This is a genomic window from Methanobacterium sp. (genome assembly GCA_016222945.1).
Classification (GTDB): domain Archaea; phylum Methanobacteriota; class Methanobacteria; order Methanobacteriales; family Methanobacteriaceae; genus Methanobacterium_D.
The window spans coordinates 301,728-324,571 of sequence record JACRPY010000002.1; the positions used below are offsets into that span (position 1 = coordinate 301,728).

General features: G+C 34.6%; 22 protein-coding genes, 2 tRNA genes and 1 other RNA gene. 17 read left to right on the forward strand and 8 right to left on the reverse strand.

Annotation, left to right across the window (positions count from 1 at the left end; genetic code table 11):
* Positions 1-164: 164 nt before the first annotated feature.
* From HZC47_01545 to HZC47_01555, 3 genes are all read right to left on the reverse strand, one after another.
* Positions 165-238: transfer RNA gene (locus HZC47_01545), tRNA-Arg, on the reverse strand.
* 106 nt (positions 239-344) lie between these two features.
* Complete coding sequence (locus HZC47_01550; GenBank protein ID MBI5679572.1) at positions 345-1,064, reverse strand: proteasome assembly chaperone family protein; 720 nt, start codon at positions 1,062-1,064, stop codon at positions 345-347.
* 24 nt (positions 1,065-1,088) lie between these two features.
* Positions 1,089-1,532 (reverse strand): PepSY domain-containing protein, encoded by a 444-nt coding sequence (locus tag HZC47_01555; protein ID MBI5679573.1) that lies wholly within the window; start codon positions 1,530-1,532, stop codon positions 1,089-1,091.
* Between the two features lie 348 nt (positions 1,533-1,880).
* On the opposite strand from HZC47_01555, the gene frhA reads away from it, so the two are divergent.
* The 6 genes from frhA (at position 1,881) to HZC47_01585 (ending at position 6,651) form a co-directional block, all read left to right on the forward strand.
* Entirely contained in the window at positions 1,881-3,104 is a 1,224-nt protein-coding gene (gene frhA / locus HZC47_01560) for a coenzyme F420 hydrogenase subunit alpha (GenBank protein MBI5679574.1), read from the forward strand.
* Positions 3,105-3,115: 11 nt separating this feature from the next.
* The gene (gene frhD, locus HZC47_01565; protein ID MBI5679575.1) at positions 3,116-3,586 is read left to right on the forward strand and encodes a coenzyme F420-reducing hydrogenase, FrhD protein; all 471 of its coding nucleotides are present in this window, start codon (positions 3,116-3,118) and stop codon (positions 3,584-3,586) included.
* Between the two features lie 4 nt (positions 3,587-3,590).
* On the forward strand, positions 3,591-4,400 hold the full coding sequence (frhG, locus tag HZC47_01570; GenBank protein MBI5679576.1) for a coenzyme F420 hydrogenase subunit gamma: 810 nt from the start codon (positions 3,591-3,593) through the stop codon (positions 4,398-4,400).
* A gap of 11 nt (positions 4,401-4,411) precedes the next feature.
* The gene (gene frhB / locus HZC47_01575) at positions 4,412-5,296 is read left to right on the forward strand and encodes a coenzyme F420 hydrogenase subunit beta (GenBank protein ID MBI5679577.1); all 885 of its coding nucleotides are present in this window, start codon (positions 4,412-4,414) and stop codon (positions 5,294-5,296) included.
* 97 nt (positions 5,297-5,393) lie between these two features.
* Complete coding sequence (locus HZC47_01580; GenBank protein MBI5679578.1) at positions 5,394-5,777, forward strand: tetratricopeptide repeat protein; 384 nt, start codon at positions 5,394-5,396, stop codon at positions 5,775-5,777.
* Positions 5,778-5,829: 52 nt separating this feature from the next.
* Positions 5,830-6,651, forward strand: a complete 822-nt coding sequence (locus tag HZC47_01585; GenBank protein ID MBI5679579.1) for a hypothetical protein — start codon at positions 5,830-5,832, stop codon at positions 6,649-6,651.
* A 10-nt stretch (positions 6,652-6,661) separates the two neighbouring features.
* Here HZC47_01585 and HZC47_01590 read toward each other — a convergent pair whose 3' ends face one another.
* On the reverse strand, positions 6,662-7,567 hold the full coding sequence (locus HZC47_01590) for a type II methionyl aminopeptidase (GenBank protein MBI5679580.1): 906 nt from the start codon (positions 7,565-7,567) through the stop codon (positions 6,662-6,664).
* Between the two features lie 375 nt (positions 7,568-7,942).
* On the opposite strand from HZC47_01590, the gene HZC47_01595 reads away from it, so the two are divergent.
* From HZC47_01595 to rnpB, 6 genes are all read left to right on the forward strand, one after another.
* Positions 7,943-8,086, forward strand: a complete 144-nt coding sequence (locus HZC47_01595; GenBank protein MBI5679581.1) for a hypothetical protein — start codon at positions 7,943-7,945, stop codon at positions 8,084-8,086.
* A gap of 224 nt (positions 8,087-8,310) precedes the next feature.
* Positions 8,311-8,742 carry a hypothetical protein gene (locus tag HZC47_01600; protein MBI5679582.1) on the forward strand — a complete coding sequence of 144 codons (432 nt, stop codon included), beginning with the start codon at positions 8,311-8,313 and terminating at the stop codon, positions 8,740-8,742.
* A 3-nt stretch (positions 8,743-8,745) separates the two neighbouring features.
* The gene (locus HZC47_01605; protein ID MBI5679583.1) at positions 8,746-9,294 is read left to right on the forward strand and encodes a hypothetical protein; all 549 of its coding nucleotides are present in this window, start codon (positions 8,746-8,748) and stop codon (positions 9,292-9,294) included.
* Positions 9,295-9,503: 209 nt separating this feature from the next.
* Positions 9,504-9,578: transfer RNA gene (locus HZC47_01610), tRNA-Met, on the forward strand.
* Positions 9,579-10,305: 727 nt separating this feature from the next.
* Positions 10,306-12,081: a tandem-95 repeat protein gene (locus HZC47_01615; GenBank protein ID MBI5679584.1), complete on the forward strand. Its 1,776-nt coding sequence runs from the start codon at positions 10,306-10,308 to the stop codon at positions 12,079-12,081.
* Positions 12,082-12,285: 204 nt separating this feature from the next.
* An RNA gene (gene rnpB / locus HZC47_01620) (RNase P RNA component) lies at positions 12,286-12,583 on the forward strand.
* A 325-nt stretch (positions 12,584-12,908) separates the two neighbouring features.
* On the opposite strand, the gene dnaJ is transcribed toward rnpB, so the two are convergent.
* The 3 genes from dnaJ to grpE form a co-directional block, all read right to left on the reverse strand.
* A complete protein-coding gene (dnaJ, locus tag HZC47_01625) occupies positions 12,909-14,051 on the reverse strand; it encodes a molecular chaperone DnaJ (protein MBI5679585.1) in 1,143 nt (380 codons plus the stop codon).
* 130 nt (positions 14,052-14,181) lie between these two features.
* Positions 14,182-16,056 carry a molecular chaperone DnaK gene (dnaK, locus tag HZC47_01630; protein ID MBI5679586.1) on the reverse strand — a complete coding sequence of 625 codons (1,875 nt, stop codon included), beginning with the start codon at positions 16,054-16,056 and terminating at the stop codon, positions 14,182-14,184.
* Positions 16,057-16,138: 82 nt separating this feature from the next.
* Positions 16,139-16,654 (reverse strand): nucleotide exchange factor GrpE, encoded by a 516-nt coding sequence (grpE, locus tag HZC47_01635; protein MBI5679587.1) that lies wholly within the window; start codon positions 16,652-16,654, stop codon positions 16,139-16,141.
* Between the two features lie 155 nt (positions 16,655-16,809).
* Here grpE and HZC47_01640 point away from each other — a divergent pair, with 155 nt between their 5' ends.
* Positions 16,810-17,256, forward strand: coding sequence for an ArsR family transcriptional regulator (locus HZC47_01640; GenBank protein MBI5679588.1), 447 nt, complete (start codon positions 16,810-16,812; stop codon positions 17,254-17,256).
* 11 nt (positions 17,257-17,267) lie between these two features.
* On the opposite strand, the gene hypF is transcribed toward HZC47_01640, so the two are convergent.
* Entirely contained in the window at positions 17,268-19,574 is a 2,307-nt protein-coding gene (gene hypF / locus HZC47_01645) for a carbamoyltransferase HypF (protein ID MBI5679589.1), read from the reverse strand.
* Positions 19,575-19,694: 120 nt separating this feature from the next.
* Here hypF and larB point away from each other — a divergent pair, with 120 nt between their 5' ends.
* Genes larB through HZC47_01665 form a run of 4 tightly spaced genes read left to right on the forward strand, consistent with a single transcriptional unit; the run spans position 19,695 to position 22,792 of the window.
* Positions 19,695-20,459 carry a nickel pincer cofactor biosynthesis protein LarB gene (gene larB, locus HZC47_01650; GenBank protein ID MBI5679590.1) on the forward strand — a complete coding sequence of 255 codons (765 nt, stop codon included), beginning with the start codon at positions 19,695-19,697 and terminating at the stop codon, positions 20,457-20,459.
* 35 nt (positions 20,460-20,494) lie between these two features.
* Positions 20,495-21,466, forward strand: a complete 972-nt coding sequence (locus HZC47_01655; protein ID MBI5679591.1) for an ABC transporter substrate-binding protein — start codon at positions 20,495-20,497, stop codon at positions 21,464-21,466.
* 60 nt (positions 21,467-21,526) lie between these two features.
* Positions 21,527-22,030, forward strand: coding sequence for a hypothetical protein (locus HZC47_01660; protein ID MBI5679592.1), 504 nt, complete (start codon positions 21,527-21,529; stop codon positions 22,028-22,030).
* A 15-nt stretch (positions 22,031-22,045) separates the two neighbouring features.
* Entirely contained in the window at positions 22,046-22,792 is a 747-nt protein-coding gene (locus tag HZC47_01665) for an ABC transporter permease (GenBank protein MBI5679593.1), read from the forward strand.
* Positions 22,793-22,844 lie beyond the last annotated feature (52 nt).

A 22,844-nucleotide genomic window follows, 5' to 3' on the forward strand; every position in this document is an offset into this window, starting at 1 on the left:
TAAAATGGGATTTTAACCGATAAGAACTTTACTGTTTGAAATTATCTGAAATTTAAGCAAAAATCTTTAATGGAATTTATTTATTGATTAAAATAAGTCTGAATTTTCTCCATCCGCAGCGTCAGCGAGGATTTTTGGTTCAGCTTTTTGGTAAAAAAGGTGAGCGGACCCGCCGGGATTTGAACCCGGGACCTTCGGATTAGAAGTCCGACGCCCTATCCAACTAGGCTACGGGCCCTTTTGTTACAGATTAAAATTGGTAATTACTAGATTGTTGATTATTGTATATAAAGCACACTGTTAATACCTTTTCTAAAAAAATTAGTTGAAGAGAATCCCTCCAATTACATGTAAGCAGGAGATTCTGTTTCTCCTTGAACAGTTTGAGCCAGTTCTTTAAGGCGTGATTCTATTTCTTCAGCTTCTTTTATAAGAGGATTTGCATCAATTTTTGTGCCTAACATCTTATTTAAAATGTTTATCACATCTGCAGCGGCTCTTGGATCGGGATAAGGGCTAAGTACTTCTGCAAATAGGCAGGATCCTGCTATACCTTTCTGCATGCTTTTTGTAAGTAATGTGCCTGATAATCCAGTTATATTTCCAAAGGGCAATATTGGTAAATCCAGGTTCCCTAATCTTTCTAAGGATTCATCTGAATTGGCAGCTCCTGCAACAACATGTGTCTTCTCTCTTACGACTATGCTGTTGAATGTGATTATTTCTTTGCTGTTGTTTCTTTCCATCCAGTTTACTATGGCATTGGTCATGTCATAGGTTACATTTGGTGGAATTATGAAGTCAGATAGGAATAAAACGATATTATCTGAAGAGTATATTCTGAATGGATGTATTGCCTTTCCTTTATACAGTACTGCAAGTGGAGGGAAATATTTGGAGTCAATATGTCCTATTTCTTTCATTTTGAGTTCTTCAACTAAAAGCCATCCTATTATATTGCCTATAAGTCCTAATTCTGGTGATCCTTCCAGGATTATTGCATCTTCAACATCTTTTGATATTATTTTACAGCATTCAACTTCAGTTTCAACCATTTTAACCATATTATTACTCCCTTTATTTTAAATTTAAGGACTTACTCCCCCTTCCATTCCTGTAATCTGGCCTGTTTGAGGATCTATGTAAAATCCTCCAATTTGTTTGCCGCTTGAGGATAATATGGGTACGTAATATGTTTTTTTCCCATTTATTGTTTTAAGTTGTGGGGTGCCTGCAGTTGCACCAGGTTCTGCAATAGACTTTTGAGCTATTGATTTTGCCTGTTTTGATGATATTTTCACATTACTGCCTCCTTGGGTTCCACTTTGGCTTCCTCCAGAAGTTGTTCCTCCTTGGGTTCCACTATGGCTTCCTCCAGACTGTACATTACTGCTTTGGCTGGTGGATTGTTGATCCTGCGTGGTTGTGGCCTGCCATAATCCAGGGGTGCTTGTTGTAATTTGATAACCTGCTGCTGCTACACCTATAAGTAGAACAATGACGACTGATAACAGAATTTTCATGTTAACCATTAGCTCACCTCTTGATTAAATTTATATTGACGATTTAAATTGGAGTTTGATAATTAATTATTTATTAATATACATTTTCAGCTTAATAGTTTTTGTGTCTCTCATAATATTGTAAAAACTGTTTATATATTATTTTTGTTACAGTTTTTTTTAGATATGAAGTCCAATTAAATAAAAAATAAACAAATATTATTACTATAGGGGTTAATTTCACTAATTTGAAGTTAATAATTTGGTTTGTTATGATATATATATTTTTCATTTTCTTTTTCAAAGAAAAGCTTATTATTATGGATAATAAATTGAAATATTGATATTCGTATATTTTAAAAACAAGAGGTGATACATTTGAGCGAAAAGATTGTTATATCGCCAACATCACGACAGGAAGGACACGCTGAATTGGTCATGGAAGTCGATGATGAAGGAATAGTAACTAAGGGGCGATACTTTAGTATTACTCCTGTCAGAGGACTAGAGAAGATAGTAACAGGCAAAGCTCCAGAAACCGCACCAGTAATCGTGCAAAGGATCTGTGGTGTCTGTCCTATACCTCACACTCTAGCTTCTGTGGAAGCTATGGATGATTCATTAGGTATTGAGCCACCAAAAGCAGGTAAACAGTTAAGAGAACTTGTTATGGCAGCTCACGACGTAAACAGTCATGCTATACATCATTTCCTTATAGCTCCGGATGTTGTTCCTGAAAATTTATTTGCTACTGCAGTAGAATCTGTTTCTGAAATAAGAAAAACTGCACAATATGTAGTAGATATGGTTGGTGGAGAAGGTATACACCCATCAGACATTAGAATTGGTGGAATGGCAAAGAACATAAGTGAACTAGCTAGGAAAAGGTTATATACTAGACTAAAAGCACTTCAACCTAAAGTAGATGCACATGTAGAACTTATTATAGGTTTAGTTGCAGATAAAGGATTCCCAAAAGGTTTAGGGGTTCATGATGCACCAACATTAGCTACTGACAGACTTTATGGTGACAGAGATAACTTCGATTTGGACAGATTTACAGAAATAATGCCAGAAAGATGGTATGATGACTCAGAAATCGGTAAAAAAGCATGTTCAACAATCCCTCTCTACGATGGTGTCAACATTGAAGTAGGTCCAAGAGCAAGAGCTGTTAAATACGGAGGATTCTCCGGAAAAGGTACTGTAGCTCAGCACGTAGCCAGAGCTATGGAAATGAAATCTGCTCTTTCAAAGTGTATAGCTATATTGGATGATCTCGACACATCAGCTCCAGCAAACGTTGGTAACTTCGATGTTAGAGGCACTGGTAAGTTAGGAATCGGTGCAATAGAAGGACCAAGAGGAATGGATGTGCACATGGCTCAAGTTGGCGAAAACGGTAAAACTGAATTCTACAGCGCTTTAGTTCCAACTACATGGAACATACCAACTATGGGACCTGCAACTGAAGGATTCCACCACGAATTTGGACCTCACGTAATTAGAGGATACGACCCTTGTCTGTCTTGTGCTACTCACATGATAGTAATTGATGACGAAGACAGGAGTGTCTTAAAAGACGAAATGGTCAGATTATAAGGGAATAAAAGATGCCATACGAAGCGGAGATTTTAGTAGTTGGCTGTGGAAACGTCCTGTTCGAAGATGACGGATTTGGACCAGCAGTAATAGAGGCCTTAAATGAATATTTCAAGGATCATGAACTTCCAGAAAACGTAATGTTCATAGATGCAGGGACCAGCGCACCACATTTCATATTTTCTCTTCCTCATGAATCATGGAAGAAACTTATAGTGGTAGATATAGTTAATTCAGGAGTTAAACCCGGTACAGTACGACGATTCGAAGTCACAGAGATTCCAAGAGGATCTTATGAAGATGCCCACTCATGGTCAGTAGAAGAACCTTTACATGAGTTAAGTAAACAATGCGAAGTTTTCGTAATTGGATGCCAGCCAGAATCTGTCTCTGCCCCCGATGTAGTAATGGGGTTAACTAAAAGTGTGGAAGAAGCTATTCCCAAGGCCATTAAAATCATTTTAGATGAAATAGGGGTATAAGCTCATGTTAGCCCGAATTAAAGAAATATTAGGAATAGAAGCAAAGCCCGAAACAGGAGAAGTAGCTTCAGAAGAGGAGGTTGAAAAAGTGGCTGAAGAAAAACCTAGACCAAGAATTGGATACATCCACTTAAGCGGATGTACCGGAGATGTTATGTCGTTGAGTGAAAACTACGACATTTTAGCACCTTTACTCACCGAAATGGTGGAAATTGTATACGGACAAACCCTGGCAGATGTATGGTGGGATGATGAAAACCCAATGCCAGAAATGGACATAGCACTTGTTGAAGGATCTGTCTGTTTACAAGATGAACACAGTTTAAAAGAGATTAAAGAAGTACGTGAAAAAGCAGGATTAGTCGTTGCATTTGGTTCATGTGCTGCAACAGGATGTTTCACCAGATATTCCAGAGGTGGACAGCAAGCACAACCAGCTCACGAATCATTCGTGCCAGTAGCAGATGTTGTAAAAGTTGATTTAGCAATGCCAGGATGCCCGCCATCACCAGAAATAATTGCTAAAACAGTTGTAGCTGCAATCAACGGTGATATGGATTACCTACAACCAATGATAGATTTAGCAGGTACTACAGAAGGATGTGGATGCGATCTACAACTAAAAGTAGTTAACCAAGCACTATGTATTGGATGTGGAACCTGTGCAATGTCATGCCAGACACGTGCAGTCGAAATGTTAAACGGTAGACCAGAAGTTAACAGTGACCGATGTGTAAAATGTGGTGTATGCTACGTCCAGTGTCCAAGAAGCTGGTGGCCAATGGAAAGAATTAAAAAGGATACCGGATTATAGGAGGCTTGAAAATGGTATTAGGAACATATAAAGAAGCACTTTCTGCAAGAGCAACCGATAAACAGATCCAAAAGATTTCTCAAGACGGAGGAATAGTAACAGCACTCCTATCTTTCGCCCTTGATGAAAAAATGATTGACGGTGCAGTTGTAGCTGGTCCTGGAAAAGATATGTGGAAACCAGAACCACAAGTTGCAATGACATCTGAAGAAATCCTGGCTGCAGCAGGTACCAAGTACACATTCTCACCAAATGTCTGGACTTTAAAAGAAGCCGTAAGACAATATGGTCTTGAAAAAGTAGGTACAGTTGCAATTCCATGTCAAACCATGGGTATAAGGAAAATGCAGTCATATCCATTTGGTGTAAGATTTGTCGCAGACAAAATTGCATTACTCATAGGTATATACTGTATGGAAAACTTCCCATTCGCATCTCTACAAACATTCATTTCAGAGAAAATGGGAGTTAGCCCAGATCTAGTTGAAAAAATGGACATAGGAAAAGGAAAATTCTGGGTATACACAGCAGATGAAGAATTAAGTATACCACTTAAAGAAACACATGGATACGAACAAAGTGGATGTAATGTCTGCTTAGATTACGTTTCAGAGCTATCAGACCTTTCAACAGGTTCTGTAGGTTCACCAGATGGCTGGTCAACAGTACTCACCAGAACAGATTCCGGTGACTCACTGTTTAAACAAGCTGTCGATGCAGGTATAATCGAAACCAAATCCATGGCTGATGTAAAACCAGGTTTAGGTCTGCTTGAAAAGCTTGCAACTGATAAGAAAACTAAAAATCAGAAAACTATCGATGATAGAATAGCAATGGGATTACCAGTTCCATTCAAAGCAAGTAACGAAAAAGAAGACCCACTTTCAAACTACTAAGTTTGAAAAACAAGTAGGATAATTAAATCCTACTAAATTTTTTATTTTTTTATAAAAGTTATATTTTTATTATTTATAACAACATTTGAGGATTAAAATGGATATAATTATACTTTTAGGAGCAATACTTCTTGCTTATGGTGGAATGCTAATATTATACTATTATTTACGTTCAAAGGAAAGAAAAAAAGCCACTTCTGATTCAATGCTAAAAGGATTAACCAGCATGCGTCGTGGTAACCTGGATAAAGCACTTTTTTATTTTGATAAGGCTTATGAATATTCTATTGAGAACAATAGCAGGGAAGAGATGGCAGAGGCGCTTTACAGTATAGGGATTGTATATAAGGAAAAAGGCGAAAATGATAATGCCATGGAATATTTTAACAGTTCAATAGATGTATATAGAGAATTACAGGATAATGAAGGTTTAAAAAAAGTAATGCTCGCATCTCGTTCAATACGAAAAGTGGATAATTGATAACCGTCATTTCCATGTTTTGAACGCATAAATTTAGGGAGAGTTTATTGAAATGGAATCATTGAATCTAACTCTGGCCGAGTCTTTGATGATAATATCTCCAAAATCCAATGGAAATGAAATGATAAAAATTACATTAATGGATCTTCTACTAAAAAAAGCCCTTAAAATAGATATTTTGGAACAGGAATCTCGATTTTTAAAAAGACGTTACGATGCTATTGTTATTAGCAATGGTGAATCATCACACGATTTAGCGTTTAAACCGCATGAACAATTATTAATGGATTTAATTTTTAAATACGGCGAATTAGATCTAAAAGAATTTGCAAAAAAACTATATGGAACAATCAGAGCTTCAGATTATATGGATATGTACATAAGAGTCCCATTAGTCAATGAAGGCTATTTTGAAAGGCAAAGGAAGATGATATTGGCCCTTATACCTTATAATACTTATGTATTAACGGATAAAGGGGATGAATTAAAATCCAAGATAATGAATTTGCTGGATGAAGCAGAATATCTTGAAAAATGGATGAGGGAAGATTTACCTCATGCAAAAGCTTATTTATCAGTTATAGGATCCCATATTCTCCTCCTAAAGAATTACGATATAGGGGATATTAAAAGATTCAATAAAAAGCTATCATATATAAAACCAGAGTCCAATACAAATGATTATTACAGTTACTATCTTTACACAGTACCATTTACTTATTTAGATGATTTTGATAATCTTCAAAGTTTTGATTTTTTGGATATATCTTTACTTGATAATTTTGATTCATTTGACGATTTTTTCAGCGATTTTGATGCAGGTTCAGGTGATTCTGGTGGAGATGGGGGAGGAGACGGTGGAGGTGGAGACTAAATAATATTTTCTACTCGGTTATAACTCTGCATCCGTCACTTTCTACTATAACTGTATGTTCGGATTGAGCAACAACCGCATTACTCTTTTCTTTGAGCACATGATACGGATAAACTGCCCTTGAAGAAATTAGCATTCTCATTGCAGTATTTAAATGATGCTCGCTGAAACTGTCTTTCATCCATCTTAAAGTAAATGGTAAATTTTTGTAATCCTTTTTTATTATATTTAAAGCTCTTTTTGCATGAATTAGCCTCATTGGCCGATCTCTTAAGAATCGAAATATATGAACTTCATTTGTATCAGTAACCCTTCCAATACCATCAGTTGCAAAAGGTTCTATTGCTAAAACATCTCCTTCTTCCAGTTTATGAGGATTATTTTCTTTTATATTAGGCATTGAAAGTCCAGAATGAAGTATCCAGCGATCCATACTGTGTCCAGTTAAATTAGAAACAGAATTAAATCCTCTGTTGTTTATAGCATTTTCAACAGCTTCCCCAACTTTACCTACCTCAACACCAGCTTTTATCGCGCTTATTGCACTTTCAAGTCCTTCTCGTGATGCGTCTATCATGTTTTGGTGTTTTTCCATTAATTCTTCAGAAACACCATCTCCAACAATCACGCTTATGGCAGTATCTGCAATATAACCGTCTACATGGGCACCTAAATCAATTTTAACAAGATCTCCAGATTTAACGGTCTTTTCATCATTTATGGGGGATGTGTAATGTGCAGTAATCTCATTTATGGAAATATTGCATGGAAAAGCAGGAATGCCTCCCAGTTCTACAATTCCTCCTTCAATAAATTCTACAAGTTCAACTATTTTCATATCTTCTTGGACATGATTTACAGCATTTTCTCTGACTTTGGATACAATTTTTCCAGCTTTTTTGTACATATCAATCATATAATCACTTATAAACTTATTTTTAGAATAAATATGAAATTCAGCTAAAATTTCTATCTAAAATAATCATCAATATTCATATAAATGTAATGTTTTTAAAGATATATGACATTTTAGGTTCAAGTTTCTATTAGAATAATTAATATAATTTGAAAGACAAATATAAACAAAGATTTAATAAACCTTTCTAAAGAGAAAGGAGGCCAAAGAATTCATAATAATTCTAAAAATGATATTAGCTATATTTCAGCAGCATCATTTTCAGCTTTTTTACCTATTGGTGACGCATTTCAGATTTTTATAATCGTTGCAGCGATTATAATTGTTTTAATAGGTGTTTCTGCCATTCGTAAAAGAAGAAGAAGTACTGATCAATTGGATAGGAGAGCTTCAATTATAAGAAGAGAGTTCACAGCTATAAAACAAGAAAAATCTTATGAAGCTGAGGATTACTGGATAAAAAGCCGACTTGAAGATGATTCTAATGATTTAGAGGATATTATTATGGATAGAAAATAGATTTGTTTTCACATAATTTAAACTGTATTTAACTGAATTTAATTTTAAAGGTTTAAATTTGGATTTCCTTAAATTCTATTGGTCAATCAATACTCATTTAAACCTTTAAACTTCTATTTATATATAATTGGAATATAATATATTAATCCAGAATTAATAAAAAAGCCACTTTAAATAAATAATCTTAAATATTTGCTTAAACAATTAATAAAAAGGTGAAAAATATGGCTGACGTTGCAACTGCAATTTCACAAAATATTGTTTTGATAATTATGACAGTAATTGCGGCGATTGTTATCATTGTTGTTGTTACTGAATGGAAAAAGGTTAGAGAAACTCAAAATAATGTGGCACTCGTGGAAAAACAAGTAGAGCTTAAAAAGATATCTTTAGTAGAAAAAGACATTGATACAAAGCGTATGATGGAAAATGTAATTCCATTACCTAAAGAACAGCAAGAACAGCTTGCAAAAATAAGACAGGGAACATCTGATGTCATGCACAAAGTAGGGTATCTCCACAGCGAAATAAGCGAAAGAGTTGCCCATCTAGAAGCTAAAGCAGAATATGGAAAACTCCAAAAATTGATGAAAGACCTTGAAGAGAAAGAAAAAGAACTTGATAAAAAGATGGAAAAAAGCACAAGGAGGGTTTAATAAATGGGACCTCTTGAATTATTTGCAATCTTGGTATTAGCAGGTGCAATAATTGTTCTTTTGTACTATTACATTCAGGAGATGAAGGGAACTTCTTCAGGTGATGTAAAGTCCAGTATTTATGAAATGGGTAATAGAGTATCTGAAGGAATATCTCAAACTAGTGATAGAGTATCTGAAGGAATATCCCAAACAAGTAGTAATGTTTCTGGAGGAGAAGGAAGAATGTCTGGAGTAAGTGAAAAAGTATCTGAAATGGGCGAGAGACTAAGAGGAAAAGTAAGGGAAGTTCCTATAAGCACTGATGTTCTATCCTCAAGAATAGATGAATTTTTAAATGAACAAAGCGACCAGCTAATAAAAGACTGGGAATTGGCAACAAAAAACGATGTTGGACAGCTTGAAAAGAAATATAGCAAAGTTTCTAGGGATATAGATGACTTGGAGAGACGTTTCAACGAATATAGAGGCCATGCCAATAAAAAATTCGAAAATATTGAAAACAGACTAACTGCATTAGAAGGTGAAGAAGAGACAGAAACCGCGGAATAAACTCTATTTTATTCCTTTTTTTTCTACTAATAACTTTTTAGTGAATATTTACCATGTTTTTGGAATAATTAGGCTGTTAAAACGTGAATAATTTTAAATAACTTAATTTAATAATTATATTTAAAATATTAAGCAAAAATAAATTTTGATTTTTAATATTCCATGAAGAGAAACCTTTATATACTCTGAAGTATAAACCATGGTACTACAGCGGGGTGGGGTAGTCTGGTGATCCCGCGGGGCTCATAACCCCGAGAGCCCTAGTTCAAATCTAGGCCCCGCTACTTATTCTAATTTTACTATTTTTATTATTATTATTCAATATAAAAAATAAATAAAGCTTTATTTTAAAATTAGCTTATTAAAATATTATTAAAAATAAAACTAATGTTTGGGACGTTATTGCAGCGATTTTTTTCTAAATTTCACATCTATTTGAGAGTCAATTGTTATGTTTATTCTTTTCAAAATGAATTCACTCCTAATATTTGGTTTTGAGAGTTATTTTATATAGAATTATTACTTTTTAATATATTTATAAGAATATTTACAGTTTTTGTAATAATATGTAGTATTAATTTTGATTAATTTTTTTGAAGATTAATCAATGGTTTTAGAAATCTATTTCGTTATTTGTTCAATTATTTCATTTATTTTTTTAATATAATAATTTTAAGGGGATTAATATTTTTTTAAAATATTAATTAGGGGATTATTTGATTTTAGGTCTTTTATGTTTCTTATTATAACTTAGAGATAGTTAATAATTGTTCATGTTTGCTTTCGAGGGTTTAGTGATCTTTAGTAGTTAATATTAATATATTGGACTTATTCTCCTAAATTGTATTAATTTTAATCTTTTTTTATTACAAAAACGTTCAATTTGGCTCCAAAAATAATAATAATAATAATAATTAATAACATAGTATTAAATATCAGTACTTTTCAAATCATTAGTTACCTAATAAAGGAGGTGAAAAAATTAGAAAACTAGCGATTCTAGCGATTACGATGGCTTTTCTAATTCTAGGCACATTAAGTGCATCATATGCAACTAATATAACTGGTACTTGGAGTGGTTCAGGCACATCATACAGTTCTACTGCAGGTCCTGTTAAAGTAACTGCTAGTACAACTACATCTGGAGATGCTGGATGGGGTACGGCATCAAGTAATACACTTAATGCAGATGGTACTATGTTCAGCAATGCATCTGCAGCATCTCATGCATCTTTACTTGCAACATACGCATGGGACACAACTCCTACATCTGGATCTGATATAGATCTTCCCGGAGATGATAAAGGAACAGGTACAACTACTTTCACATTCAGCAGACCTGTAAATAACCCTATTCTTCACATAGATCGACTAGGTGGTAATGATGGAGGTATAGCTAACGGAGCTAATTTTACTTTAACTAATTCTGGGCTGACTTTAACAAAACTAGCAGGTGTAGATCATTTAAATGTGGATTCTTATAATATATGGAGAACTCCAGAAGTAAGTACTTCTGGTGGTGAGGCTAGTTGGAATTCTGGCAGCGGTACTGCAGCTGGAAGTGTACAAATTAATGGAAATGGAATAACCAGCGTCACTTTCACATGGACAGGTATTGGTATGGAAGGTACTGGTGGTGATGCTATTGAATTACTATGGGAAATTGAAGCTCCTGTTGATTTAGCTATAACAAAAACAGACAGTTCTGATCAAGTGGTTGCTGGTCAAGCTTTGACTTACACAATCACTGTGAGGAACGATGGTCCTTCTACTATTCTGGATACTGACACTTTCACTGTGACTGATACATTGCCTAGCGGTTTTACTGCGTCTAGTTTTATGCCTAGTGTTGGTTCTTATAATTCAGCTACTGGTGCTTGGACTGGTGTGACCTTAGCTAGTGGAGGAAGTGTGACTTTAACCATAGTGGGTACTGTCAGTCCTACTGCAACTGGAACTTTAACTAACATTGCTACTGTAACACCACCTACTGGTGTAACAGACACTAATAATGCAAACGATCAAACTCCACCAACAATTACAACTGTTGATGGACTTCCAGTGGCGAATAACGATATTAAAACAACTCCTGAAGATACTCCATTAAACGACAGCTTACCTATTTCAGATCATGATGGACCTGTTACGGTTGTTAATTTCACTGTAAATGGAACAACTGCTTCAGCAGGGGGCACTGTAAATATTCCGGGGGTGGGAACCATTAAAATAAATGCAGAAGGTACATACACATTTACTCCTTTTGCTAACTATAATGGCTCAGTTCCTGTAATTAATTACACAATACATGATGGAACAGGGAATACTGCCAGTGCTACTTTAATCATTACGGTTACTCCGGTGAATGATGTTCCTGTGGCTCGTGATGACGCTGTATCTGTTGATGAGGGTGGTTCTTTGTATGGTGTTGTTGTTGGTAACGATATTTCGTCTGGTGATGGTGGTAACGTTTGGAATATGGTAACTGGACCTGTTAATGGTTCTTTGACTTTGAATCCAGACGGTACTTACACTTATGTGCCTAATACGAATTATAGCGGGCCTGATAGTTTCACTTACAGTATAACTGATGCTGATGGTGATGTTAGTACTGCTACTGTGACTCTCACTGTAAATAGTGTGGATTCAGGACTTTTGCAGGTTACTGCACAACCCACTAAAGTGAATGCTAAGACAATACCGATGCAACACACAGGTGTACCATTTGCCATGTTAATAATGGCTTTCATTATGGTATTCGGTGGATTTTTTGTATCTAAAATAAAATAAATTGTTTTAAACCCCATTTAGGGGTATTTTTTATTTTTTAAAATTAATAGTATATTTTTACAAAAATGAAAGGTTTATAAAATTTTAAACAATATGTTTTTTAGGTAAAACTTCCAAAAAACACATAAATAATGGGGAGTATTATAAATTGCAAAACTTTAAATCTAAATAATCTAATACTAATATTTTATATTAGATTTTGGGGCAAGCCGAAGGGCAGCTACCGGTTTATTGCAATGCAATTTAAACTGAGGAAACTCCATCCATCGTACAGAACCGTGGTGTCGTGAGGCATATGTTGAGAGGCATGACTCTGGAGCAGAAACGAAACGTCTTTTAGGTAGATGAAAATGATGCGCAAGCTGAAGATATTAAAAGGAACGGTGAAACGGCCACTTCGCGGGATGCAAGGGTAAATACTGCTGGTGAACACTGTATGAGGCAGAGGTAACTCGCATAGATGAATGCTGCTTGAACAGGAGGTGGGTTACTCTCGGCATGCCCCAATCACTCAAATTCTTTGAATTTGGTGCCCCAAACACGTAGTGTTTGAGGGCTTTAAAAAGTTTTTTATATTTGCTTATTTTTCTAAATATAAATCCTTAATCTACATCATCATGCATCAAATTATCTTTAGTGTTATAAACTATGTTTAAATGCACTACACATATGATAAAAAATGAGTTAAATGATCCAACTATGATTATATTTAATCATTATTTCAATTTAAACGATCAATTTTTCATTTAGATTTTCGCTTAAACCATTAAAAAAAATTATATTAAATTTGATAAATACATTCAAAAAAAGAGAAATAAGGGGGGTTTTTAGTGTTTTATAGCATCTTTTACCTTGTCAAAAAAGCCTTTATCTTCTATGTAGATTTCTTTTCCACTTATTTCTGCAAATTCTTTTAAAATCTCTTTTTGTTGGGAATTCAGTTTTTTAGGTACCACTACTTTAACTTTAACATAGAGATTTCCGTACCCTTCCCAACGTAAATGAGGCATTCCTTTGCCTTTAACACGGAAAGATGTGCCTGATTGTGTTCCATTAGGAATCTTAAGGCTTACAATTTCATCGCTTAGAGTAGGAATATCCACTTCATCACCAAGGGATGCTTGAACAAAGCTAATAGACTTTTCATAGATTAAATCAGAGCCATGACGTTCAAATAAACTGTGAGATTTAACTGATATTAAAATATAGAGGTCACCAGGCGGTCCTCCTCTTTTACCCACATCTCCTTCGCCTGGAACTCTAAGACGTGAACCATCTTCAACCCCTGGCGGAACATTAATATGAATGGTACTTGTTTCTCTTACAATTCCTTTACCGCGACATTCATGACATGGAGTATCAATAATTACTCCTTCACCATGACACGCTCTGCATGGTCCAATATTAACAAATTGACCGAATGGGGTTTGATTTACATGTTGAACCTGCCCTGTTCCTCCGCACTGTTCACATTTATGTGTTTCTGTTCCGGGTTCGGCTTTTGAACCTCCACAAGTGGGACAAGTCTTTTTGTGAGGCACATTTATGTCTCTTTCAAGTCCGAATGCAGCTTCTTCAAGGGTAATTTTAAGATCGTAATATACATCAGCTCCCTGTTCTGCCCGGCTTCTTCTCCTGCCTCCACCAAATCCGAACATATCGAATATGTCTCCAAAATCGAATCCAAATCCTTTAAATATGTCATCAAAATTTGCATTTCTGAATATGTCTTCTGTGGAGTATCCTCCCATTCCAGAGTGTCCAAATTGGTCATATGTATGTCTTTTATCTTCATCTGAAAGAACAGCGTATGCTTCGCTTATTTCTTTGAATTTTTCTGCAGATTCAGGTTCGTCATTTACATCAGGGTGATGTTTCATTGCTAATTTACGGTACGCCTTTTTGATTTCTTTTTTATCTGCGCCCTTTTCTACTCCAAGGACTTCATAGTAATCACGCTTGTCTGCCATATAACTTTACCCTCACTTAATTTAAAAAACAAGTTAATTTAATAAAATTAATGATTTAGAGGAAATTTCCTCTAATCTTAAGTAGTAAATAGGATTTTTTACTATTTATCTTTATTTGCAGATTATGAAATTATTTTTTAACTTCATAATCAGCATCAATAGTGTCATCATCCTTACCAGAATCCTTTCCTTGAGCGTCCTGTGCACCTTCTCCAGATTGTTGTTGAGCTTGTTGTGCCTGTTGAGCTTCCTGGTAGATTTTAGCACCTACTTCTTGAACAATTTTAGTTAATTCATCAGTTTTAGCTTTAATTGTTGCTATATCATCACCAGTGATAAGTTCTCGAAGTTCTTTAACTAACTCTTCGATTTTAGTTTTCTGTTCTTGATCAACTTTGTCACCAAGCTCTTCAATGGTTTTTTCTGAGGTGTAAATCATTGAATCTGCATTATTTCTAACTTCAATTTCCTCTTGTTTCTTCTGGTCATCTTCAGCATGCATTTCTGCTTCTTTAACTTTCTGGTCGATTTCATCTTTGGATAATTTAGTTGATGCAGTTATTGTGATTGCTTGTTCTTTTCCTGTTCCCATATCTTTAGCTGAAACGTTCATGATACCGTTGGCGTCAATATCGAATGTTACTTCAATTTGTGGTATTCCTCTTGGTGCTGGAGGTATTCCTACTAACTGGAACCTTCCAAGGGTGGTGTTATCATGTGCCATTGGCCTTTCACCCTGTAAAACATGGATATCTACTGAAGTCTGACTATCTGCTGCTGTTGAAAATATTTGACTCTTTTTTGTAGGGATTGTTGTGTTTCTTTCAATTAATTTGGTAGCTACGTTACCCAGAGTTTCTATTCCAAGAGATAATGGAGTTACATCAAGTAAAACAAGATCTTTGATTTCTCCAGCTAATACTCCTGCCTGGATTGCAGCACCCATGGCTACACATTCCATTGGGTCTATTCCTCGCTCTATTGGTTTACCAATATAGTCTTCCACAAATTTTTGAACGATAGGCATTCTTGTGGGACCGCCGACAAGTATAATTTTGCTTATGTCAGATTTGGTCATTTTAGCGTCAGATATAGCCTGTTCCATTGGTCCAGAACATTTTTTTATGATAGGATCAACTAATTCTTCAAGTTTAGCTCTTGTAAGTGTTGTTGTTAAGTGTTTTGGACCTTCAGCAGTTGCTGTTATAAATGGAAGGTTTATATCTGTTGTTAGGGTGGTTGAAAGCTCGATTTTTGCCTTTTCGGCAGCTTCTCTTAATCTTTGTGCGGCCTGGTCGTCAACTATGATGTCTACACCAGTTTCTCGTTTGAATTCATCTGCAAGGTGGTTCATGATGGTGTTGTCCATATCAGTTCCACCTAGTTTGGTGTCCCCACTGGTGGATCTTACTTCAAATACTCCTCCTCCGAATTCCATGATGGTTACATCAAGTGTACCTCCACCGAAATCGAAAACCATGATTTCCAGTTCTTCTTCTTGCTCTTTATCAATACCATATGCTAAACTTGCTGCTGTAGGTTCATTTACAAGCCTTACAACTTCTAATCCTGCTATTGTACCTGCATCTTTTGTAGCAGTTCTTTGGTTATCGTTAAAGTATGCGGGAACTGTAATTACAGCTTTATTTACTTCTTCTCCCAGGAAAGCTTCAGCGTCTTTTTTAATTTTTTGTAATATGAAAGCTGAGATTTCTTGAGGACTGTAGGCTTTTCCCATTACATTTACTTTATTATCTGTTCCCATGCTTCTTTTTATAGCGCTTATGGTGTTTTCAGGGTTGGTTACTGCTTGCCTTCTTGCAGGTTCACCAACTAATCTTTGTCCGTCCTGTGTAAATGCAACATAACTTGGAAAAGCTTTTCCATATTGAGTAGCTCCTTCTGCACTGGGGATTATGGTTGGTTTTCCTCCAACTAATACTGATGCTGCGGAGTTACTTGTTCCAAGGTCTATACCTATAATTTTTTCTTTTTTATTAGCCATTTAATCACCTTTCTCTTATTTTACAATTTTAAAATGTATTTTGCAATTATTTTATGAATTTAAATGAAATTTAGTTGTTTTTTTATTTTTTACAGACTTTAACCATGGCACATTTAATTACCTTGGAGTTAAGGGTGTAGCCCTTTGCAAGTTCTTCTGTAACTATTCCATTTTCATATTTTTCATTATTTTCAGTCATTAATGCTTCATGTTTGAATGGATCGAATTTTTCACCTTCAGCAGGTATTATTTCAAGTCCTTCTTTTTCAAACACATCATTTAAATTTTTATATATTAATTCAACACCTTCTTTCAGGTTTTCACCATTTTCACTTGATTTAAGTGCTCTTTCAAGGTCTTCATATATTTCAATTATTTTAAGTATCAATCCTTCATTGGCGAATTTTATGTATTCTTTTCTGTCTTTTTCATTTCTTTTCTTATAATTTTCAAAATCTGCCTGGAGGCGTTGAATTTGAGAGAAATAATCTTCTATTTTTTGATCTTTTTTTCCTATTTGAGCATTTAGATCTTCTATTTCTGATTCTTTCTCCTTTAGATCAGCCTTTAGAGTTTTTAATTCGTCTTTCTTGGTCATTAAGTCACCTTTTGAAGTGATAAAAATAATAGTAATCTTTAATAGGTTATAGTTACAAAAGGTTATATAAATCTTTCGCACTAATCATATTTAGTTTATAAAAAGATAGTGATAAAATAGATCATTTTTACTATATTAACATTAAAGGTATAAACATGGATCTTGAAGCAATACTTGATGTGATGGGCTGTAAAACAAGAAGGGAGATACTGTATCTTTTAACACAGGAACCCCGATTTGTAAGTCAAATTTCCAGAGAACTTGAAATAGGACAAAAAGCAATAATAGAACATTTAAGGGCAATGGAAGAACTTGGACTACTTAATTCATCATTTCAAAAGATAGAGAGGGGCAGGCCACGAAAATATTATGGTATATCCCAGAATATGGAAATTAATATATTCATAGGTCCAGATTCTATTAAAATGAATGTTATCGGCGAAGAATTCTCCCAATTGCATCAAATTGAAGAAAAACTGAGAATGGGAAATGAAGACATTATTGAAGACCTTGAAATGCTAATTGAAAAATATGATAAAGCAAAAAAATATGCTGAAAATCTTTTGATAGAAGTAAAAAAGAGGAATAATCATCATTTATAAAATATAAAGATCTAATTTTTCTTATAATACAATGCAGCAATTGCAGCCTGCCCCAATGACACTGAACCATCTCCAGCACAGGTATTTTTATGCTGGATGAATTCGTATCCACTTTCTGTTACAACTTCTTTTATGGTTTTACTGATAGCTTCATTGTAAAATACGCCGCCGGTTCCACCAATAACATTTACACCAGTTTTATCAGCTGTTTTTATGGCTAATTTTGCAAGACCTTCGGCAACGGCTCTTTGTGCAGAGCATGCAATGTCTTCAATTCTTTTATCTTCACTTTTTTCTTCTAAAACAGTTTTTAAAATTTTAGACGTGTTTAAAGTAGCGATTTCATCATCTTTTTTAATTTCAACAGGAATATCAACAGTATCTGAACCGCGATAAGCCACTGATTCAAGTTTCATGGCACATTCCCCTTCATAAGTTCTTTCACCGCAAATCCCCAGTGCTGCTGAAATTGCATCCAGTACGCGACCTGTACTGGTTGTTTTTTGTATATTAAAGTTTCTATTAAGCTGTTTTAAGACTAAATCTATTTCTTTTTCACCATATTTGAAATAATGAATGTATTCATTTACCATTAGTTCTTTAAGCTCTTCAGATTCATAATAATCATTTAACATTGATATTACCATTCTTATAGGATATTTGGTGGTTAAATCACCTCCAGCCATGTTTTGGGGCATCAAACTTCCTAATCTTTCATAATTTTTCCCTTTAACATGTAATATCTCGCCGCCCCAGGCTGATCCATCTTCTCCATATCCTACACCATCTGCAGCAATACATATCAACTCATTAATCTCATGATCAACAAATAAAGCCCCTGCATGGGCATGATGGTGTTGAACACTAAAAATATCACATTCATATTTTTCGCTGAGTTCATGGGCAAGTTTAGTCGTAAAAAACATAGGATGAAGGTCACAAGCTACAGCATCTATCGAATCTGTCTGGGTTATGCTCATCATATAGTTTATAGCTTCTTGAAGATATTTGTAGGTTTCATATTTTGTTGTATTTCCAATGTGCTGTGATACATAACATTTTTTATCTTTAAGAAGTGCAAAGGTCACATCAATTTCAGGGCCCAATGCAAGGATGTTTATATCCTCTGCCATCTTTGAAAAATCGTAGGGCTCAGGTACATAGCCCCTTGACCTCCTTATAAAGGCCAAATCTCCTGCTCTAAACCGAATAACAGAATCATCACATCTATTAACTATTTTTCTATCATGCAAAAGATAATAATCTGCAATCCCTTCTAATTTACCAATAATTTCCTCATTTTCTGTGAGCATTGGTTCTCCTGGAATATTGGCTGATGTCATGATATAAGCTGGTTCCTTTGAATATTGGAAAAGTAAATGATGCAATCCAGAGTATGGGAGCATTATTCCGAGGTTATGAAGTACTGGAGAGACAGAAGGTGCTAAATAATAATCTTTACTTTTATTTAAAACTACAATTGGTCTTCTCCTTGAAATTAAAGTTTCCTCTTCAAAATCTGCAACTTCTGCAAATGTCTTTATTGTTTCAATATCTGGAGACATGCATGCAAAGGGCTGATTAAATCTTCCAAGTCTTTCTCTTAAATTAATCACAGGTTCATCATCAGTTGTCTTTGAAACAAGATGAGTGCCTCCAATTCCTTTAATTGCCAGTATATTACCTTCATCTATGAGTTTTGCAGCCATTTCTATGGGATTTTTTAAATCAAGGATTTTGTCTTTGTATAAAAAAACAGAAGGTCCGCATGTAGGGCAGCATGTTGCCTCGGCATGATAACGCCGATCCAGAGGATTCTGGTATTCAATCATACAGTCATCGCAAAGAGGGAACTCATCCATGGATGTTCGCTCACGATCATAAGGAACTGAATTAATAACTGTAAAACGAGGTCCACAGTCAGTACAAGCTGTAAATGGATATTTAAACCTGTTATTTGAATTATTTAAAATTTCTTCAAGACATTTATCACATACTGCAACATCTGGCGGAATTACAGATGAACCAGAAAAATGGGCAGAGCTTTCTAAGATAATAAAATCATCAAATTCATTTGTCTTAGATTCAATCCAATTTATCTTCAAACTTGTTATTTTAGATATTGGTGGTTTATTAATCTTTAAATTTTCTACAAACTCTTCAATTTTAGATTTATCTCCTTCCAGTGTTATTTCAACACTGTTTCCAAGATTTCGAACAGATCCATTGATTTTCATTTCTCTGGCTATTCTGTATACTGTAGGTCTGAATCCAACTCCCTGGACGATTCCCTGCACTATTATCTTGGCTTTTTTCAATTGCACACCTCTAAAATATGCATAGCATAATTATTTTTTAAACTCATTAATCTAAAATAAGTGAATTAATTTTTATATTTTAACTTATTATATAATGATATAGATAAAATTAGTGATATCATGAGAGAAATACTTCAAAAACTTTTAGATAAGGAAATATCTATTCAAGACGCAGAGAAAATGCTTAAAACTTCACATATTGAAGAGTTAGAGGATTTTGCAAAGATAGATACATGTAGGCACCTGAGAACAGGTATTCCTGAGGTGATCTTTGCAGAAAATAAAGAAGATGAAGATTTACTGAAAATTATTTTAAACTGCGCACAAAATGGTCATGTAATGGTAACAAGGCTTTCAAAAGAGAGATATGAATTATTAAAGCCTCAAATCAGCGTACTTAGCGATAATAAATTTAAAATAGAATATAATAGGAGAGCAAGGATTTTAGTAATTAAAGATCATGAAATAGGGAAAGAAGGGAAAATAGGAATATTAACTGCAGGTACATCAGATATTCCTGTGGCAGAAGAAGCTCGAATCACAGCCGAAGAGATGGGTTGTGAAACAATAGTAGCTTATGATGCAGGAGTTGCGGGAATGCATCGAGTTTTTTCCCCTGTAAAAAAAATGCTTGAAGAAGAAGTTAAAGCAATCGTTGTAGTGGCGGGAATGGAAGGTGCACTACCTTCTGTTGTTACAGGGCTTGTTGACGTGCCTGTAATCGGAGTTCCAACTTCTATAGGTTATGGTGTGGGTGAAGGAGGTTTTACAGCCCTTTTTGCTATGCTTCAATCATGCGCCCCTGGAATTGCAGTTGTAAATATTGATAATGGCTTTGGAGCAGGTGTTTTTGCAGCTAAACTTGCTAAACAAACATTAAAATAGTTTAATAGAATTAAAATTAAAAGGTTTCTGAATCTATGAATAAGGTAATTATAACAGTTTTTTTAGCATTAATCTTGATTATTGCATTTTTTGGAGTTTATAGTTATAATGATCATCCGAAAGACACGGTACGCATCGGATATCTGGCCAATGACCAGCATAGCTCAGCATTAACTATTGCAAATGTCAAGGGAATGTTTGAAGAGGCAGGCATAAATGTTGAACTCCAGCAGTTTAATGTAGGTTCAAATATTGTGATAGCCATGGCTGCGGGGCAAATTGACATTGGATATGTGGGAACAGCACCTGCAACAATGGCTATAGACAAGGGAATGCCTTTAAAGATAGTAGCGGCTGTAAATGAAGAAGGAAGCGGCATTGTAATTGCTCAAAATTCAACTATTAAGAATATAACTGATTTTGAAAACCATATCGTGTGTATACCCTCTAAAGGTTCAATACAAGATATTCTACTGAATTATTTACTTCAAGAAAATAATATTAGCCCCAAAGATATTGATATAAGGGAAATGCAATTATCTTTAATGCCTGAAGCTCTTCAATCGGGGAGGATAGATGGATACGTTATATGGGAGCCCTATGTTACACGAGCAAGTTCTGGAGGATACGGAAAAACGTTTATGTATTCTGATGAAATCTGGAAAAATCATCCATGCTGTGTTATTATAGCAAGCGATAATTTCAGACAAAATAACCCAGATAAACTTAAAAAAATACTTAAAATCCACAAGAATGCAACAGATTACATTTACAGTAATAGGGATGATGCTGCATCGATATTGTCAAAGCAGTTTAATATAGATATTAATACTGAAAAAGAGATACTTAAACATATTAAATTTTTAGCAATACCTGATGAAGATTTTATAGTTAATGATTTAAAGATAGTTAATATTCAAAGACAATTAGGATATGTAGACCATAAAACATTAAATACGTCAGATATTTTTGATTTAAGCTTTTTACCACCTGAAACAATGGTTTAATAATTTATGTACTCTATAAGTGTAAACTTTAATATATACTTAGATTAGATGTGATTAAAAATGGAGAATAAATCCACAATAAAAAAGATAATTGTGTTAAGTATAATATCTCTGTTTTTAGGGTATATAGCCTCTACTGTTTTTTTCACGGCTTTTCCACAAAACCCTAATACTTACAACTATTTCACAAAAATTAGTGAAATGCCCTATGGTTATACTCCAGAAGTGACAACTCCTGAAACGTTCTGGAAAAATGGATATGGTGATTGTAATGATAGGGCAATGGCATTTAAATCATATCTAATAACCAAAGGTGCTACTGATGTTCAAATTTGTTTAGTTTTTCGTATAGATGAAAAAGGACAATTTATTCCCAGTTTTTATAAAGATAAATCTCCAGGTCATTCCTTTGTTGTGTGGAATAAAAAAGTATATAGCCCTAATCTTAATGAATCTAATAGAGTTTATGCTATGGACATTGGAGAATACCAAAAATTTTTAAAAGAAACCTATGGTTTTAATATTTGGTATTATGAAAACCAAACAGTAGGTACTCCATTTTAGTTATAGGGGATTCTTATGAGAAAAATATTAATATCAATTATAATACCGGTTTTTATTCTTTTGGCATGGTCATTACTAACTTCATTCAATATAATCCCTGAATATATATTGCCTTCCCCATCTGATGTACTTAACTCATTTTTAGAATTAATAAAAAATGGTGAGTTGCTTGTTGATACTATAGCCACACTTGCGAGGGTCATTACTGGTTTAATTATTGCAGCGGCAATTGCTATTCCTTTAGGAATTATCATAGGCTGGTCAAAAAAGGCTGAAGATCTTTCAGATTTAACCATCCAGATTCTACGTCCTATACCTCCTCTTGCATGGATACCTTTTGCCATGCTCTGGTTTGGATTAGGATTTGAATCTGCAGTTTTTATTATATTCATTGGAACGTTCTTCCCCATACTTCTTAACACAATAGACGGCGTTAAAAGAATAAATAAGGTGTTTATAGAGTCTGCATATACATTAGGGGCGTCAGAACGCCAAATTTTAAGCAATGTTGTAATGCCTGCGTCTTTACCCTCAATATTTACTGGTTTGAGAGTTGGGATTGGAATAGGGCTGATGTGTACTGTAGCAGCAGAAATGATTGCTGTAAAATCTGGTTTAGGTTATCTAATAATGCAATCTATGAATTTAATAGATACAGGTGGCGTAATTGTGGGAATGCTGGTCATAGGCGTTATTGGATTTTTGTTGGACTATTCATTTAGAAAAGCAGAAAGTAAATATGTTTTATGGAGCGGAAATTAAAATATTTGACAATTTAAATCAAAATAATCATAAAAACTCAAAATAAATGGTG

Bases quoted from the DNA above. Each gene is read 5' to 3' on its own strand.
- HZC47_01550 (MBI5679572.1), bottom strand. From the start codon at position 1,064: ATGGTTAAAATGGTTGAAACTGAAGTTGAATGCTGTAAAATAATATCA.
- HZC47_01555 (MBI5679573.1), bottom strand. From the start codon at position 1,532: ATGGTTAACATGAAAATTCTGTTATCAGTCGTCATTGTTCTACTTATA.
- frhD (MBI5679575.1), top strand. From the start codon at position 3,116: ATGCCATACGAAGCGGAGATTTTAGTAGTTGGCTGTGGAAACGTCCTG.
- frhG (MBI5679576.1), top strand. From the start codon at position 3,591: ATGTTAGCCCGAATTAAAGAAATATTAGGAATAGAAGCAAAGCCCGAA.
- frhB (MBI5679577.1), top strand. From the start codon at position 4,412: ATGGTATTAGGAACATATAAAGAAGCACTTTCTGCAAGAGCAACCGAT.
- HZC47_01580 (MBI5679578.1), top strand. From the start codon at position 5,394: ATGGATATAATTATACTTTTAGGAGCAATACTTCTTGCTTATGGTGGA.
- HZC47_01585 (MBI5679579.1), top strand. From the start codon at position 5,830: ATGGAATCATTGAATCTAACTCTGGCCGAGTCTTTGATGATAATATCT.
- HZC47_01590 (MBI5679580.1), bottom strand. From the start codon at position 7,567: ATGATTGATATGTACAAAAAAGCTGGAAAAATTGTATCCAAAGTCAGA.
- HZC47_01600 (MBI5679582.1), top strand. From the start codon at position 8,311: ATGGCTGACGTTGCAACTGCAATTTCACAAAATATTGTTTTGATAATT.
- HZC47_01605 (MBI5679583.1), top strand. From the start codon at position 8,746: ATGGGACCTCTTGAATTATTTGCAATCTTGGTATTAGCAGGTGCAATA.
- HZC47_01615 (MBI5679584.1), top strand. From the start codon at position 10,306: ATGGCTTTTCTAATTCTAGGCACATTAAGTGCATCATATGCAACTAAT.
- dnaJ (MBI5679585.1), bottom strand. From the start codon at position 14,051: ATGGCAGACAAGCGTGATTACTATGAAGTCCTTGGAGTAGAAAAGGGC.
- dnaK (MBI5679586.1), bottom strand. From the start codon at position 16,056: ATGGCTAATAAAAAAGAAAAAATTATAGGTATAGACCTTGGAACAAGT.
- grpE (MBI5679587.1), bottom strand. From the start codon at position 16,654: ATGACCAAGAAAGACGAATTAAAAACTCTAAAGGCTGATCTAAAGGAG.
- HZC47_01640 (MBI5679588.1), top strand. From the start codon at position 16,810: ATGGATCTTGAAGCAATACTTGATGTGATGGGCTGTAAAACAAGAAGG.
- larB (MBI5679590.1), top strand. From the start codon at position 19,695: ATGAGAGAAATACTTCAAAAACTTTTAGATAAGGAAATATCTATTCAA.
- HZC47_01655 (MBI5679591.1), top strand. From the start codon at position 20,495: ATGAATAAGGTAATTATAACAGTTTTTTTAGCATTAATCTTGATTATT.
- HZC47_01660 (MBI5679592.1), top strand. From the start codon at position 21,527: ATGGAGAATAAATCCACAATAAAAAAGATAATTGTGTTAAGTATAATA.
- HZC47_01665 (MBI5679593.1), top strand. From the start codon at position 22,046: ATGAGAAAAATATTAATATCAATTATAATACCGGTTTTTATTCTTTTG.